The organism is Streptomyces sp. AMJ-169 (genome assembly GCF_055597585.1).
Map to the genome: position 1 here is coordinate 66,568 of NZ_JBVLTJ010000001.1, position 13,951 is coordinate 80,518.

General features: G+C 73.4%; 14 protein-coding genes and 1 pseudogene. 13 read left to right on the top strand and 2 right to left on the bottom strand.

Going from position 1 to position 13,951, the window contains the following annotated elements; all coding sequences use genetic code 11:
- The first annotated feature begins 15 nt into the window (after positions 1-15).
- From ACYUD3_RS00285 to ACYUD3_RS00310, 6 genes and pseudogenes are all read left to right on the top strand, one after another.
- Positions 16-1,251, top strand: coding sequence for a M16 family metallopeptidase (locus tag ACYUD3_RS00285; RefSeq protein ID WP_470961493.1), 1,236 nt, complete (start codon positions 16-18; stop codon positions 1,249-1,251).
- Positions 1,248-2,111: a hypothetical protein gene (locus tag ACYUD3_RS00290; protein WP_470961496.1), complete on the top strand. Its 864-nt coding sequence runs from the start codon at positions 1,248-1,250 to the stop codon at positions 2,109-2,111. Before ACYUD3_RS00285 ends, ACYUD3_RS00290 begins: the two co-directional genes overlap by 4 nt.
- Positions 2,108-3,226: a nucleotidyltransferase family protein gene (locus tag ACYUD3_RS00295; protein ID WP_470961499.1), complete on the top strand. Its 1,119-nt coding sequence runs from the start codon at positions 2,108-2,110 to the stop codon at positions 3,224-3,226. Before ACYUD3_RS00290 ends, ACYUD3_RS00295 begins: the two co-directional genes overlap by 4 nt.
- Positions 3,223-4,194 (top strand): ABC transporter ATP-binding protein, encoded by a 972-nt coding sequence (locus ACYUD3_RS00300; RefSeq protein WP_470961502.1) that lies wholly within the window; start codon positions 3,223-3,225, stop codon positions 4,192-4,194. Before ACYUD3_RS00295 ends, ACYUD3_RS00300 begins: the two co-directional genes overlap by 4 nt.
- Entirely contained in the window at positions 4,191-4,991 is an 801-nt protein-coding gene (locus ACYUD3_RS00305) for an ABC transporter permease (protein WP_470961505.1), read from the top strand. Before ACYUD3_RS00300 ends, ACYUD3_RS00305 begins: the two co-directional genes overlap by 4 nt.
- A 121-nt stretch (positions 4,992-5,112) precedes the next feature.
- A pseudogene (locus ACYUD3_RS00310) lies at positions 5,113-5,670 on the top strand (ABC transporter permease); the annotation flags it as partial.
- 115 nt (positions 5,671-5,785) lie between these two features.
- On the opposite strand, the gene ACYUD3_RS00315 reads toward ACYUD3_RS00310, so the two are convergent.
- The gene (locus ACYUD3_RS00315; protein ID WP_470961508.1) at positions 5,786-6,445 is read right to left on the bottom strand and encodes a helix-turn-helix domain-containing protein; all 660 of its coding nucleotides are present in this window, start codon (positions 6,443-6,445) and stop codon (positions 5,786-5,788) included.
- A 287-nt stretch (positions 6,446-6,732) separates the two neighbouring features.
- Between ACYUD3_RS00315 and ACYUD3_RS00320 the strand changes: the two genes are divergently transcribed.
- The 4 genes from ACYUD3_RS00320 (at position 6,733) to ACYUD3_RS00335 (ending at position 10,643) form a co-directional block, all read left to right on the top strand.
- Positions 6,733-7,752: a helix-turn-helix transcriptional regulator gene (locus ACYUD3_RS00320; RefSeq protein WP_470961511.1), complete on the top strand. Its 1,020-nt coding sequence runs from the start codon at positions 6,733-6,735 to the stop codon at positions 7,750-7,752.
- A 107-nt stretch (positions 7,753-7,859) separates the two neighbouring features.
- On the top strand, positions 7,860-9,380 hold the full coding sequence (gene miaB / locus ACYUD3_RS00325; protein ID WP_470961514.1) for a tRNA (N6-isopentenyl adenosine(37)-C2)-methylthiotransferase MiaB: 1,521 nt from the start codon (positions 7,860-7,862) through the stop codon (positions 9,378-9,380).
- Positions 9,381-9,599: 219 nt separating this feature from the next.
- A complete protein-coding gene (locus tag ACYUD3_RS00330) occupies positions 9,600-9,827 on the top strand; it encodes a hypothetical protein (RefSeq protein WP_470961517.1) in 228 nt (75 codons plus the stop codon).
- A 33-nt stretch (positions 9,828-9,860) separates the two neighbouring features.
- On the top strand, positions 9,861-10,643 hold the full coding sequence (locus ACYUD3_RS00335) for a class III extradiol dioxygenase subunit B-like domain-containing protein (RefSeq protein WP_470961520.1): 783 nt from the start codon (positions 9,861-9,863) through the stop codon (positions 10,641-10,643).
- 170 nt (positions 10,644-10,813) lie between these two features.
- Here the strand turns inward: ACYUD3_RS00335 and ACYUD3_RS00340 are convergent, their stop codons facing one another.
- Complete coding sequence (locus ACYUD3_RS00340; protein ID WP_470961523.1) at positions 10,814-11,047, bottom strand: antitoxin; 234 nt, start codon at positions 11,045-11,047, stop codon at positions 10,814-10,816.
- A 230-nt stretch (positions 11,048-11,277) separates the two neighbouring features.
- On the opposite strand from ACYUD3_RS00340, the gene miaA reads away from it, so the two are divergent.
- The 3 genes from miaA (at position 11,278) to dapF (ending at position 13,853) form a co-directional block, all read left to right on the top strand.
- The gene (miaA, locus tag ACYUD3_RS00345; protein WP_470961526.1) at positions 11,278-12,216 is read left to right on the top strand and encodes a tRNA (adenosine(37)-N6)-dimethylallyltransferase MiaA; all 939 of its coding nucleotides are present in this window, start codon (positions 11,278-11,280) and stop codon (positions 12,214-12,216) included.
- A 108-nt stretch (positions 12,217-12,324) separates the two neighbouring features.
- Positions 12,325-12,891 carry a hypothetical protein gene (locus ACYUD3_RS00350; RefSeq protein WP_470961529.1) on the top strand — a complete coding sequence of 189 codons (567 nt, stop codon included), beginning with the start codon at positions 12,325-12,327 and terminating at the stop codon, positions 12,889-12,891.
- A gap of 92 nt (positions 12,892-12,983) precedes the next feature.
- Positions 12,984-13,853: a diaminopimelate epimerase gene (gene dapF, locus ACYUD3_RS00355; RefSeq protein WP_470961532.1), complete on the top strand. Its 870-nt coding sequence runs from the start codon at positions 12,984-12,986 to the stop codon at positions 13,851-13,853.
- Positions 13,854-13,951: the final 98 nt, after the last annotated feature.

A 13,951-nucleotide genomic window follows, 5' to 3' on the forward strand; every position in this document is an offset into this window, starting at 1 on the left:
AAGGACACAGCTGACATGCCCCACGCACCCGTCGTGCCGGCCGCCGCACCCGTGACGGGCTCCCCTCCCGTCGTCGGGGTCTACGAACCAAGGCTGCGCACCACCAGCATCTGTCTCGCCGTCGGCTACGGCGCGAGCCACGACCCGGCCGGCGGCTGCGGCGTCGCCCACCTCCTGGAACACCTGCTGTTCTCCCTGCCCGCGCAGGGCGGCCCCGCGTTCGCCGAGCGCATCGAGCGGGCCGGCGGCCAGGCCAACGCCGAGACCGGCGCCGAGACCATGCTGTTCTACGCGCAGGTCGCCGCCGAGGACGCGCGCGAGGCGGCCCCCGTCCTGCTGCGCTCGGTGCTGCGCCCCGAACTCCACGACGCCGCCCTCTTCGACCGCGAGCGCGAGGTCGTCGTCAAGGAACTGCTGACGGCCGCCGCCGACCCCGCCGACGCCGTGCAGGACGCCGTCGTCGAGAAGCTGCTGCCCGGACACCCCCTGTCCCGGCCGATCGGCGGGCGCATCGACGAACTCAACACGCTCTCCCTCGCCGACGTCGTCCGCGAGCACCGCGCCTCCCTGCTGCGCCGGCCGATGGGCCTGTTCGTGGTGGGCCCGCAGCCCGTGGACGGGGTCGAGGAGGCCCTGGCCGACGTCCTGGGGCCTGCCGCCGCGCCCGCGCCCGTCGACGTGCCCGCCTTCCCCGCCCCGGACACCAGCGTGCCCGCGTGGCCCGCCGGCGAGGACTTCGCCTGGGTCTGCCTCGCGGGCCGCTCACCCGAGACGGGCGCCCCCGGCCGGGCCGCCTACCAGCTGCTCGCCACGCTCCTCGGCTCCAGCCCCTCCTCGCTGCTCTACCGCAAGCTGCGCGGCGAGGAGTCGCTGTCGTACTCCTTCGCCGCCTGGGACCGCGCCTACACCGGCACCGGGATCTGGCGGCTGCTGGCCGGGGTCGAGCCCGCGAGCGCCGGGCGGCTCGTCGACATCGTCCGCGGGCTGCTCGCCGACGTCGCCGAGGACCGGGTGCGGCCCGAGGACCTGCTCGCGGCGCGCCGCAAGGCCGAGATGAAGCTCGTCCTCCAGGCGGAGGCCCCCCTGGACCACGCCATCCTGCTCGCCACCCGCACCGCCGCCGGGACCCGGCCCTGGTCCATCGACCAGGGCCGCGCCGAACTGCGCGCGGTGACACCGCAGCAGCTCGCCGACGCCGCCGCCGCGCTGCGCGACAACCTGGTCGTCGCCGTCCGCCCGGAGGCGTCATGAAGACCCGCGACGTCCTGGCCGACCTCACGGCCGGCGCCTACACCGACCCCCTCACCGGCGAGCACTTCGCCCTCGTCCAGGACCTGGGCCCCGCCGCGCTGTCCGACGCCGGCGTGCTGCGCGCGAGCCGGCGGGCCCTGCACGAGCGCTACCCCGACGCGACGGCGATCCTGGCCCGCACCCCGGCCGGCGCCGAACTCCCCGCGCCCTGGCGCCGCCACCTCACCTACGTCCGCTGCACCGACCCCGTCGCCCTCCCGGACCCCGCGCACGACCTGGAGATCGGCCCCGCCGAGGGCCCGGACGACGACCAGGTGCGCGCCTGGCTCGCCGACGCCTTCGTCAAGGGCGCCGCCGACTCCGGGGCGGACACCACCCGCGCGGTCGCCCTGGACATGGCCGCGCAGATCTGCGCCCTGCCCAACCGCGTCTCCCTGGTGGCCCGCCGCGAAGGACGCTCCCTAGGGCACGCGACCGTGCTGACCGGCATGGAGGACGAGGTCACCGGGGAGCGCACGACGGAACTGGTCGACATCCTGGTCGCTCCCGGGGAGGAGATCAGCAAGGTCACCCTCGTCCTGAGCCGGGCGGCGGCTGTGTACAGCCAGGGGGACGGGCTGCCGATCGTCGGCAATGTCGTCCACTGCGCCGACCAGGACCCCGCGACGGGCGGACGGGACACCTGGCGGATCGTCACCCGGCTGCTGGAGCAGGGGTGGAGCGTCGACCATGAGTACTGGCGGGCCGACGCCCCTAGGGATGCGGCTCTCTCTAGGGATGGCGCTTTCCCTGGGGATGCCGCTTTCCCCGGGGACCCTGCTTCCTCCAAGGACCCTGCTTTCTCCGGGGACCCCTCATGACCGCCCCCGCGCACGACGGCATCCAGCCCGTCATCACGCTCGACGTCCTGCGCCGCCTCCTGGACGTCGAGGAGCACGACAGCGAACGCCGTCTCGTCCGCCAGGCCGCCGCCGTCAACGCCGCGTTGCCGCACCTGGTGCTCTCGGCCGCCGCCGCGGAGGGCGAACGCCTCGGCACCGGCTCGCGCGACCTGCTGCGCCGCGCGAACGCCCGCGCCCGCCGCTACGCCGGCCTGCTGCGCCGGATCACCGACGAGGTCCCCGTCCGCCCCCTCAAGGGCCCCACCCTGGCCCGCCTGTACCCGCGCGGCCTGATGCGGCCGGTGGGCGACCTGGACCTGGTCGTGGCGGACGAGGAACAGCTGTGGCGGGCCGTCGCCGTGGTCGCGCGGTGCGCCCCCCTGGAACGCGTCAACCTCACCCTGATCCCGCACGCCGGCGCCGCCCATGTCGTCGTAGGGCTGCTGTGGCCCTCCGAGGACGTCTACTACGACCGCCCGCACACCGTCGAGATCAGCACCGCCCCCTTCCACGGCGACCTGACCGGGACCGTCCCGCCCCGCACCGCGCTCCCGGACGACCCGTGGACCATGAACGCGCTGGCCCTGGCGGAGGAACGCTTCCAGCGGCCCTTCGGCACCAAGGACGTCCTCGACGTGCTGGTCCTCCTCGCGGACCCCGGCGCCCCCGCCCCGGCCGCCCTCGCCGAGGCCGCCGCCGGCCTGCTGCTCGCCCCCGAACTCCTGGAACTGCTCACCCACACCGCCGAGACGGCGGGCGAGATCCCGGCGCACCACCCGGTCAGCTCCTACACAGCCGCCCTGCGCGCCCCGGCCGAGACCGAACGGGCCCGCCGCGCGGCCGTGGTCCCCTCGGCCACAGGCACGTCCGTAGACGCCCGCCTCACGTCCGGCCGCCCGGTGTACGGCATGCCCCTGGACGACACCCCGCGCCTGCGCCCGGGCCCCCCGCGCGCGCAGCGCCACGACGAGGACGGCGTCAGCCTGCTGCGCACCCGCATCGGGGACTACCTCCTGGTCGACGGCGAAGTCGTCGCCCGCCAGGCCTACGACACCGCGCTCGACGTCCTGAGCCGACTGGAGGAGACCCGGTGAGCACCACCGATGCCGCCGTAGAAGTCCGCGCGCTGCGCCGCACGTTCACCTCAGGGCGCGGCGCGCAGGCACAGGAACGGACCGCCCTGGACGGCGTCGACCTGACCGTCCGCCAAGGCGCGGTGCACGGGCTGCTCGGGCCCAACGGCGCCGGCAAGAGCACCCTGTGCCGCATCCTCGCCACCACCCTGCTGCCGACCGGCGGGGACGCCCGCATCCTGGGCCACAGCGTCGTCACCGACACCCGCGCGGTGCGCCGCGTCATCGGCATCGTCCTGGGCGGCGACCACGGCCTGTACGGGCGGCTGACCGCGCGGCAGAATCTGGAGCTGTGGGGCGCCCTGTACGGGCTGCACGGCCGGCCGCTGCGCGCCAAGGTGGACGCCCTGCTGGAGGAGGTCGGCCTGGGCGACCGCGGCGGCGACCGGGCGAACGGCTTCTCCCGGGGCATGAAACAGCGCCTGCACCTCGCGCGCGGGCTGATCGGCGACCCCCGTGTGCTGCTCCTGGACGAGCCCACCACCGGCATGGACCCGGTGGCCGCCGCGGGCTTCCGCGACTTCGTCGCCCGGCTGCGCGACGCGGGCCGCACCCTGCTGATCACCACCCACGACATGGCCCAGGCCGAGGCCCTGTGCGACACCGTCAGCCTCATCGACCACGGCCGCATCCTCACCGAGGGCAACCCCCGGGAACTCGCCCGCGACCTCCTGGGCGGCGACCGGGTCGCCGCCGCACAGGTACCCGCCGACACCGCCGAGACCATCGCCCGGCTGCCCGGCGTCACCGCCGAACCCCCGGGCGCCGACGGCGAACTGCGCTGGAACACCGACTCCGCCGACACCACCCGCCAGGTCCTCGCCCACCTCGTGGACGCCGGCGTCACCTCCGTACGCACCGGCCCGCCGGGACTCGGCGAGCTGTACGTGCGGATGTTCGGGCAGCGCAAGATGGGCGTCTCCCGGTGACCGCGCCGGCCCGGGAGCTGCGTGACGTCCTGGTCACGTTCACCGGCTCGGTGCGCTTCCAGCTCGCCGTCGCGCGCACCAGCCCCGACGTGCTGCTCGTCCTCGTCCGCGCGCCGCTGACCACCGTGGTGCTGCTCGCCCTCAGCGAGCACGCCGGGCGGCGCGACCTCGCCGCGCACGCCGTCCTCGCGCCCGTGCTCATGGCGCTGTGGGACATGGCCCTGCTCATCGCCGGCGACATCATCGCCAAGGAACGCGCCTGGGGCACCCTGGAGCTCCTCGCGGCGACCCCCGCGCGGTTCGCCGTACTGGTCCTCGCCCGGATCGGCACCGTCACCAGCCTGAGCCTGCTCAGCGTCGCCGAGGTCTGGCTCGTGGCCCGGGGCGTCTTCGGGATCACGGTGACCGTCGCCCACCCCTGGCTGTTCGCCCTCACCCTGGTGGTCTCCTCGCTGGCCATGGCCGGCACCGCGACCCTGATGTCGGCGCTGTTCGTCCTCGCGCCGCACGCCCGGTTCGTGCAGAACACCCTGTCCTACCCCTTCTACCTGCTGGCCGGTGTCCTCGTCCCGATCAGCATGCTGCCGTCCTGGGTGCGGCCCCTGTCCGACGCGGTGTTCCTGTCCTGGAGCGCCGACCTGCTGCGGGCCACCCTGACCCCGGGCCCGGTGTCCGGCGCGGCCGGCTCCCTCGCCGTGATCACCGCCCTGGGGCTCGCGGGCGGGGCCGCCGGCGCCGTCGCCCTCACCGCCGTGCTGCGCCGCGCCCGCGCCGCCGCGACCTTCACCGAGGTGTGATGTGCCCAGCTCTCCCGTTCTCCGGCAGGCGACGATCGTGCGGTACGCGGCGCGGGCCGCCGTCGCCGAGTACCGCCACACCCACACCTGGCGCTCCTGGGTCTTCGGCTGGCTCGGCCGGATGCTGTCCCAGGTCACGTTCTTCGCCCTGGTCGGACGCCTGCTGGGGTCCGAGGAGAGCGTGCGCTACCTCGTCGTCGGCAACGCGGTCATGGTCTGCGTGGTGGAGACCATGATGGTCACCTCCGCAGGCGTCCGCGAACGCCACGACGGCACCCTGGCCCTCCTCGCCGGCGCCCCGGCCCCCTGGGGCTCCCTGCTCCTGGGCCGCGGCCTGTACGCCCCCGTCGGCGGCGCCCTCACCAGCGCCGTCTCCCTGCTGCTGCTCGCCCCCGCCTTCGGCGTCCCGATGCCCTGGTCCCGCACACCCGCCCTGCTCGCGCTGATCCTGCTCACCGCGCTGGCCAGCTACGGCGTGGGCCTGTTCCTCGCCGCCCTCGTGATGGGCGCCCCCGGCGCGCGCAACATCATCTCCATCTCCGCGACCTTGCTGATGATGGCCGTCTGCGGCGTCCAGGTCCCCGTGTCGTTCTGGCCCGGCTGGGTGCGTACGGCGGCGGAACTGCTGCCCCTCACCCACGGACTGGCCGCCGTCCGCACCCTGGTCACCGGCGGCTCCGGGCTCACGGCGGCCGTCCTGCTGACCCTGCTCACCGGGGTGTGCTGGCACGCGCTGGCCCACCTGGCGTTCGCCGGGGTCCGGGCGCGGGGCCGGCGCACGGGCGCCCGGGGCCTCAGTCCAGCCGGCGCAGCTCGCGGCAGATCTCCTGCACGGTGTCCCACGCGCGGCGGGCCTCGGCGGGGGACAGGGCCGTGCGCGGACCGACCAGGATCAGTACGGCGGCCGGCGCGTCCAGGTCGTGGAAGAGCGGCAGGCACACACTGGCCAGCGCCCCGCTCTCGGGCTGCGGCAGCCCCTGCCCGGCGGGCTGCCGCGCGCCGGGCTCGGCGAACGCCCTGCGCACCACCCGCCCGCACACCAGCCGCCGCTCGCTGCGCTGGAGCTCCCCCAGCGCGGCACTGTGCACGGCCGCCAGGTGAGTGGCGCTCTCCCCGTCCCAGACGACCAGATAGGCGCTCGCGTCGACGGAGGCCTGCAAACGGCGCATCCGGGGCAGCGCGGCCCCGCGCAGGATCGGGTGATACGGAACCCGCGCGCCCAGCCGCACCAGGGAATGCCCGAGCCGCACTCCTTGTCCGCCGCGTTCCAGAAAACCCTCCTCGATCAATTCCTTGATGAGCCGGTGCACGGTCGGCTTGGGCAATTCCGTGCGCCGCGAAATAGCGGAGAGCGTCAGTTCGGTCTCACCGGCGCGGAAAGAATTCAGGACGGACAGACCACGCGAGAGTTTGGATTTCCTGCCGTCCGGCTCCAGCGCGGACGGCGACTGCATCGGCATATTCCACCTTTTCCCTGTCGGCCGCGGAATCGGGGCGGACCTGTCACCGGGACGGCACGCGATCCGGCCGGACGGCGGCGTCGAACGTGCCGAAGAGGGCAAGGGCGGTCGACTTGTCGGTCCGCACGCAGGACGCTCCTCTTATGCCTTCGGTGACTGGACCAAAGCGCGAGCCGCGCCCGCCCCCTCCGGCGCCTCAAGACTCGCCCGCCGCGGGCGGCTGAGGCCAGACAGCCAGGCGCTCATCAAGCTGCCCCGCAGGAAGACGAACAGGGGACGAAATGTTTAAATCCGAGGAAACAAGGACGATCGACCCGGCCGCGCCCCCCGGCGCCGACGAGATCGCCCTCTACCAGTGGCTGGCCGCGAACGAACGGCTCGACCTGGCGCGCGCCGGGTACGAACTGGGCCTGGACCGCGCCCGGATCACGGCGGCGGCGCGGATGCTGACGGAACTGGGCCTGCTGCGGGCCGACCCCGACGACCCCGACCGGCTCAGCCCGGTCGACCCCGACCTCGTGGCGACCGTCCTCACCGTCTCCCTGGAGGAGTCGATCCGCGAGCAGCAGTCCCGGCTGCACCTGATCCGCGACCAGTTCGCCGCCCTGCGCGCCCCCTACCGCGACAGCCTCAGCCGCACGTCCGTCGGCCTGGAGGTGATCCCCGGCCCGCAGGAGGTGCGCGCCGCGCTCAACCGGGCCTCCGCCGCCTGCGACGAGGAACTGCTGACCAGCCAGCCCGGCGGCAACCGCGCCCCGGACGCCCTCCAGGAGGCCCTGGCCCGCGACACCGAGATGCTCTCCCGGGGCGTGCGCATGCGGACCCTCTACCACCACACGGCCCGCTTCAACGGCCCCAGCCAGGCCTACGTCGCCCTGGCGGCCGGCCTCGGTGCCGAGTACCGCACCGCGCACGAGCTCTTCGGCCGGCTGATCGTCTTCGACCGCCGGGTCGCCTTCATCCCCGAGCGGGGCGGCGACGGCTGGGGCGCCGTGATGATCCGCGAACCCTCCGTCGTGCACTACCTGGTCGAGCTGTTCGAGCACTACTGGACGTGCGCCGAGCCGTTCTCCGACGCGGCGGCCGACGGCCTGGAGACCGTGGCCAAGGACATCGACCGCACGATCCTGCGCCTCATGGCCGCGGGCATGAAGGACGAGACCATCGCCCGCCGCCTGGGCATGTCCCTGCGGACCGCCCGCAAGCACATCGCCGAGATCATGGAGAGCCTGGGGGCGGAGAGCCGGTTCCAGGCGGGGGTGCTCGCGGCGGGGCGGGGGTTGCTGGGGCGGCGGGGGTGAGCGGCGGGGGGCTTCATGGCGCCTGGCGGGGGTGCTGCACGGGGTCCGGCGGGGGCGCTTCACGGGGTCCGGCGGGGGCGCTCGCGGGAGCACCTACCCTTGAGGTCATGACCACCAGCAGTGACCGGAGCCAGACAGTGGACGCCAAGACCTACGAAGTGCGCACCTACGGGTGCCAGATGAACGTCCACGACTCCGAACGCCTGGCCGGTCTGCTGGAGGGCGCCGGGTACGTCCGCGCGCCCGAGGGGTCCGACGGCGACGCCGACGTCGTCGTCTTCAACACCTGCGCGGTCCGCGAGAACGCCGACAACCGGCTCTACGGCAACCTCGGCCGCCTCGCGCCCCGCAAGACCTCGCGGCCGGGGATGCAGATCGCGGTCGGCGGCTGCCTCGCGCAGAAGGACCGCGACACGATCGTCAAGAAGGCCCCCTGGGTGGACGTCGTCTTCGGCACGCACAACATCGGCAAGCTCCCGGTGCTCCTGGAACGCGCGCGCGTGCAGCAGGAGGCGCAGGTCGAGATCGCCGAGTCCCTGGAGGCGTTCCCCTCCACTCTGCCCACGCGCCGGGAGAGCGCCTACGCGGCCTGGGTGTCGATCTCCGTCGGCTGCAACAACACCTGCACCTTCTGCATCGTCCCCGCCCTGCGCGGCAAGGAGGAGGACCGCCGCCCCGGCGACATCCTCGCCGAGGTCGAGGCGCTGGTCGCCGAGGGTGTCTCCGAGATCACCCTGCTCGGCCAGAACGTCAACGCCTACGGCTCCGACCTGGGCGACCGCGAGGCCTTCAGCAAGCTGCTGCGCGCCTGCGGCCAGATCGAGGGCCTGGAGCGGGTCCGCTTCACCTCCCCGCACCCGCGCGACTTCACCGACGACGTCATCGCCGCCATGGCCGAGACGCCGAACGTGATGCCGCAGTTGCACATGCCGTTGCAGTCCGGCTCCGACACCGTCCTGAAGTCGATGCGCCGCTCGTACCGGCAGGAGCGCTACCTCGGGATCATCGAGAAGGTGCGCGCCGCCATGCCGGACGCCGCGATCTCGACCGACATCATCGTGGGGTTCCCCGGCGAGACCGAGGAAGACTTCGAGCAGACCATGCACGTCGTCCGCGAGGCCCGCTTCACCAGCGCCTTCACCTTCCAGTACTCCAAGCGCCCCGGGACCCCCGCGGCGACCATGGACGGGCAGATCCCCAAGGAGGTCGTCCAGTCGCGCTACGAGCGGCTCGTCGCCCTCCAGGAGGAGATCTCCTGGGAGGAGAACAAGAAGCAGGTCGGGCGCACCCTGGAGCTGATGGTCGCCGAGGGGGAGGGCCGCAAGGACGGCTCCACCCACCGCCTCTCCGGCCGCGCCCCCGACAACCGCCTGGTCCACTTCACCAAGCCCGACCAGGAGGTGCGCCCCGGTGACATGGTGACGGTGGAGATCACCTACGCCGCCCCGCACCACCTCCTGGCGGAGGGCCCCACCCTGTCCGTACGCCCCACCCGCGCGGGTGACGCGTGGGCGAAGCGGACGGCGGAGGCCTCCGCCAAGCCGGCGGGCGTCATGCTGGGCCTTCCGAAGATCGGGGCACCTGCGCCGGTGCCGGCGGCTGTTGGAAATGGCTGCGGCTGCGACTGAGGGGGCTTGGAGCGGGGCTGCGGCTGCGGGGGCTTGGAGCGGGGCTGCGGCTGAGGGGCCGGCTGCGGGGAGTTGGGCGTGGCTGTGGCCGAGGGGGCCGGTTGGAGCTGCGGAGGCTCCTGGGAGGGCTGCGGTCGCGGCTGAGGGGCTGCCACAATACGGGCGGAAAGGGCCCAAGTGCTGCCGTACCGGCTTGTGTTCACCGAAGAGGCCGCCCGTGTGCGCGACGGCCTCCCCGCCGACCGGCGTGATGTGCTGGAGCGTGGCCTGGCCGTACTGGCCGCCGACCCGGGACACAGGCTCTCCCGCGCGGTCCGGGGCGACGGGACGACACGGGGGGTCGCGCTGTCCCGGAACCTGTTCGCCGAGTACGTGATCGGCGGCGGCCGGCTCGTGGTGCTCGCCCTCACGGTGATCGATCCGACCGACGTGCTCATCGGGGACTGACCGCCGGCCGACGGCAGCGCTACCCTGCGGATCATGCTTGTCGCCGCAGCCTGCTGCCCCTGTCCGCCGCTCCTGGTCCCCGAGGTCGCCTCCGGCGCCGCGACCGAACTGGACGCGGCCAGGGCCGCCTGCATGGACGCCCTAGGGGTCCTCGCCGCCGCCCGCCCGGACCACCTCGTGGTGATCGGCCCGACCGCCGGGCCGGGGCACGGGTTCTATCCGGAGGGCACGGTGGGGTCGTTCCGGGGGTTCGGGGTGGATGCCGCTGTGCGGTTGGGGAGGGGCGGGGGTGGTCGTGAGGGTGGTCGGTTTCAGGAGGCCGGTCCGCTTGCCGCAGGCAGCCCCTCTGAGGCCGACGCCGATGACACCCCCGCGCGCGTACTCCCACCCTCCCTCGCCGTCGCCGCCTGGCTCCTCGACCGGGCCAACTGGGACGGCCCCGTCGAGGGACTCGGAGTGGGAGAGCAGCTAGGGGCCGGACGGTGTCTGGAGATCGGCCGGGAACTCGCCCCGCGCGCGGAACGGCTGGCGCTCCTGGTGATGGGCGACGGCACGGCCTGCCGGACCCTGAAGGCACCGGGCTACCTGGACGACCGCGCCGCCCCCTTCGACGCCGAGATCGCACGAGCACTCGCCAAGGCCGACCTCGCCGCCCTGGAGTCCCTGGACGCCGCTCTCGCCACCCAACTGATGGCCTCCGGCCGCGCCCCCTGGCAGATCCTCGCAGGCGCCGCACACGGGTCGGACCTCGCGGGAACGCTGCTCTACGAGGACGCGCCCTATGGGGTGGGATACGTGGTCGCGGCTTGGTCCTGAGGGACGCAGGGCAGCCGGGCCGCCTCTAAGCAGGCTGCCTCCAAGCCGGGCCGCCCTGAAGCCGGGCCGCCCTGAAGCGAGGGCCGCTTTAAGCCACCCTCAACCTCAAGCCGCTCAAGCCACCGACGACCGCCCTCAAGCCGCTGCCCCCACCCTCAGGACCCCACCCCTCAAGACGCCGGCGGCGGGTTCTCGTCCTTGTGGGCCAGCTTCTCCATCGCGTCCTTCGCCTTCCCCGTCCCCGTCTGGATCTTGTCGCTGTACTTGCCCTTGGTCCGCTCGTCGACGGCCTTCGCCGCCTTGTCGATGCCGCTCTGGATCTTGTCCCCGTGCTGCTGGGCGAGGTCGGAGACCTTGTCCTTCGCCGGGCCGAGCTTGGCTTTCAGATTGTCCAGCAGACCCATGGGGTCACCTTCCCTCGCGCGGGTCACGCGCGGGCGTACATGCCCGGCGTGCTCTCGGTCGCCTTCTTGCTCTCCCGTTACCCCCACCGGAGGTGCGGAAATCAGCAAGAAACCAGCAACCGAAAAAGCTCAATAACCATGCCCATATATGGTCATACAGTACTCGCGACGATCCTGGAGCGTCACCCGATCCGTACGGGAGGACCCCTCACGTTTGCGAGACTGGTCCCGTGAGCAGCGCATCCCCCGCCCCCCGCGTCATCGCCGTCGTCGGACCGACCGCCGCCGGAAAGTCAGATCTGGGCGTCTTCCTCGCCCGGCGGCTGGGCGGCGAGGTCATCAACGCCGACTCGATGCAGCTCTACCGGGGGATGGACATCGGCACCGCCAAGCTCACCACCGAGGAGCGCGACGGCGTCCCGCACCACCTCCTGGACATCTGGGACGTCACCCAGGCCGCCTCGGTCGCCGAGTACCAGCGCCTCGCGCGCGCGAGGATCGACGCCCTGCTCGCCGAGGGCCGCTGGCCGGTCCTGGTCGGCGGCTCGGGCCTGTACGTCCGCGGCGCCGTCGACAACCTGGAGTTCCCCGGCACCGACCCGGAGATCCGCGCCCGCCTGGAGGAGGAGCTGACCCTGCGCGGCAGCGGCGCCCTGCACGCCCGCCTGGCCGCCGCCGACCCGGAGGCCGCGCGCGCGATCCTGCCCAGCAACGGCCGCCGCATCGTGCGCGCGCTGGAGGTCATCGAGATCACCGGCCGCCCCTTCACGGCCAACCTCCCGGGCCACGACTCGGTCTACGACACCGTCCAGATCGGCGTCGACGTGGAGCGGCCCGAACTCGACGAGCGCATCGCGCGCAGGGTCGACCGGATGTGGGACGAAGGACTCGTCGCCGAGGTGCGCCACCTGGAGGCGCAGGGCCTGCGCGAGGGGCTCACGGCCTCGCGCGCGCTGGGCTACCAGCAGGTTCTGGGGGCGCTCGCGGGGGAGTGCACCGAGGCCGAGGCGCGCACCGAGACGGTGCGTGCCACCAAGCGCTTCGCGCGCCGTCAGGATTCCTGGTTCAGGCGTGACCCGCGCGTGCACTGGTTGAGTGGGGCCGCGGCGGACCGCGCGGAACTTCCCGGCCTCGCGCTGGCGTTGGTCGAACGACCGGTTACAGCCTGATCACGTCATGGCATCGGGACGCCCAGGCCGTCATCCGGGCCTGTCGTGCCGTGCCATCATCGAGCTTCGATCGACCAAGTGGAGTCCGAGTTGGGAGGGCGCGTGGCGATGGAGGCCGGCCCTCGCGACACCGCACAAGGCACCGAGAACGTCACCACCCGGCAGGGCGAGCGGAAGCCGGACGACGATCTTCCGGGCGCGGCGGCCGACGGCCCCTGGCGGCCCGAGGACGGCCCCGGGGCCGAGCTGCCCGCCGACGGCTTCGACGACGGCGACGAGACCCCTGACGGCGTCACCGACGACGGTCCCGAGCCCGAGGAGATGTTCGCGGGCGGACCCGAGGTCGAGGTCGAGCTGCGGCCCCAGCGCCGGCTGCGGATCTGGCAGCTCGCCCCGATCGTCGCCCTGGCCACCGTCGGCTCCCTGATGTTCGCCTTCCCGCTGGCCTTCGACTTCGGCGACAGCGGTGCCGTCGTCGCCATGCTCGGCCTGCTGATCTGCTCCTGCGCGGCCGGCTGGGGCATGATGGCCGCCCGCCGCGTCGGCCACGCCTGGCCCGGCCTGCCCCTGCGCGGCTCGGGCCGCCGCCCCGACTGGCGGGTGATCCTCGCGTACGTCGTGGTCGTCGCCGCCGTCGTCGTCCTGGCTGTCTGGCGGGTCGCGCGGCTGCGCTGAAGCCCCCGCCGAGGCCCGTTCGCAGCCGCTCTGTGAAGAGGCTGTAACCCCAGGTGGGCGGGGTTGTCACAGGCACATCGTACGATCGAGGAATGAGCACGCGGATCGCCTTCCTCAAGGGGCACGGCACCGAGAACGACTTCGTGATCGTCCCGGACCCCGACAACGCCCTCGACCTGCCCCCGGCCGCCGTGCGCGCCCTGTGCGACCGGCGCGCGGGGCTCGGCGCGGACGGCCTGCTGCACGTCGTGCGGTCCGCGGCGCACCCCGAGGCGAAGCGCATGGCGGCCGAGGCGGAGTGGTTCATGGACTACCGCAACGGGGACGGCTCGGTCGCCGAGATGTGCGGCAACGGCGTACGCGTCTTCGCGCGCTACCTCCAGCACGCGGGCCACGCGGGCGCCGGTGACCTCGCGGTCGCCACGCGCGGGGGCGTGAAGCACGTGCACATCGACAAGGAGGGCGACGTCACGGTCGCCATGGGCGCCGCCCGCTTCCCCGAAGAGGGCGTCACGGTCAGCGTGGACGGCCGCAGCTGGCCCGCGCGCAACGTCAGCATGGGCAACCCGCACGCGGTGGCGTTCGTCGAGGACCTCGCGCACGCGGGCGACCTCCAGGCGCCCCCGCCGCTGAGCCCGGCGTCGGTCTACCCGGAGGGCGTGAACGTCGAGTTCGTCGTCGACCGGGGTCCGCGGCACGTGGCGATGCGGGTGCACGAGCGGGGTTCGGGCGAGACCCGCTCGTGCGGCACGGGCGCGTGCGCCGTCGCCGTCGCCACCGCCCGCAGGGACGGCGCCGACCCGGCCGTCACCGGAACTCCCGTGACCTACACGGTGGATGTGCCCGGCGGACGCCTCGTCATCACCGAACACCCCGACGGACAGGTCGAGATGACCGGCCCCGCCGTGATCGTCGCCGAAGGTTTCCTCGAACCCGAGTGGCTGGAAAACCTTCTCGGCTGACCCGCGCGCGGGTTGCGGATCGCAGGCGGCGGGCGCCTCAGTTGTCGTACTGGAGTGCCCCGGAATGTGATCAGACGTTTGAATCCATGGCCAGGGCC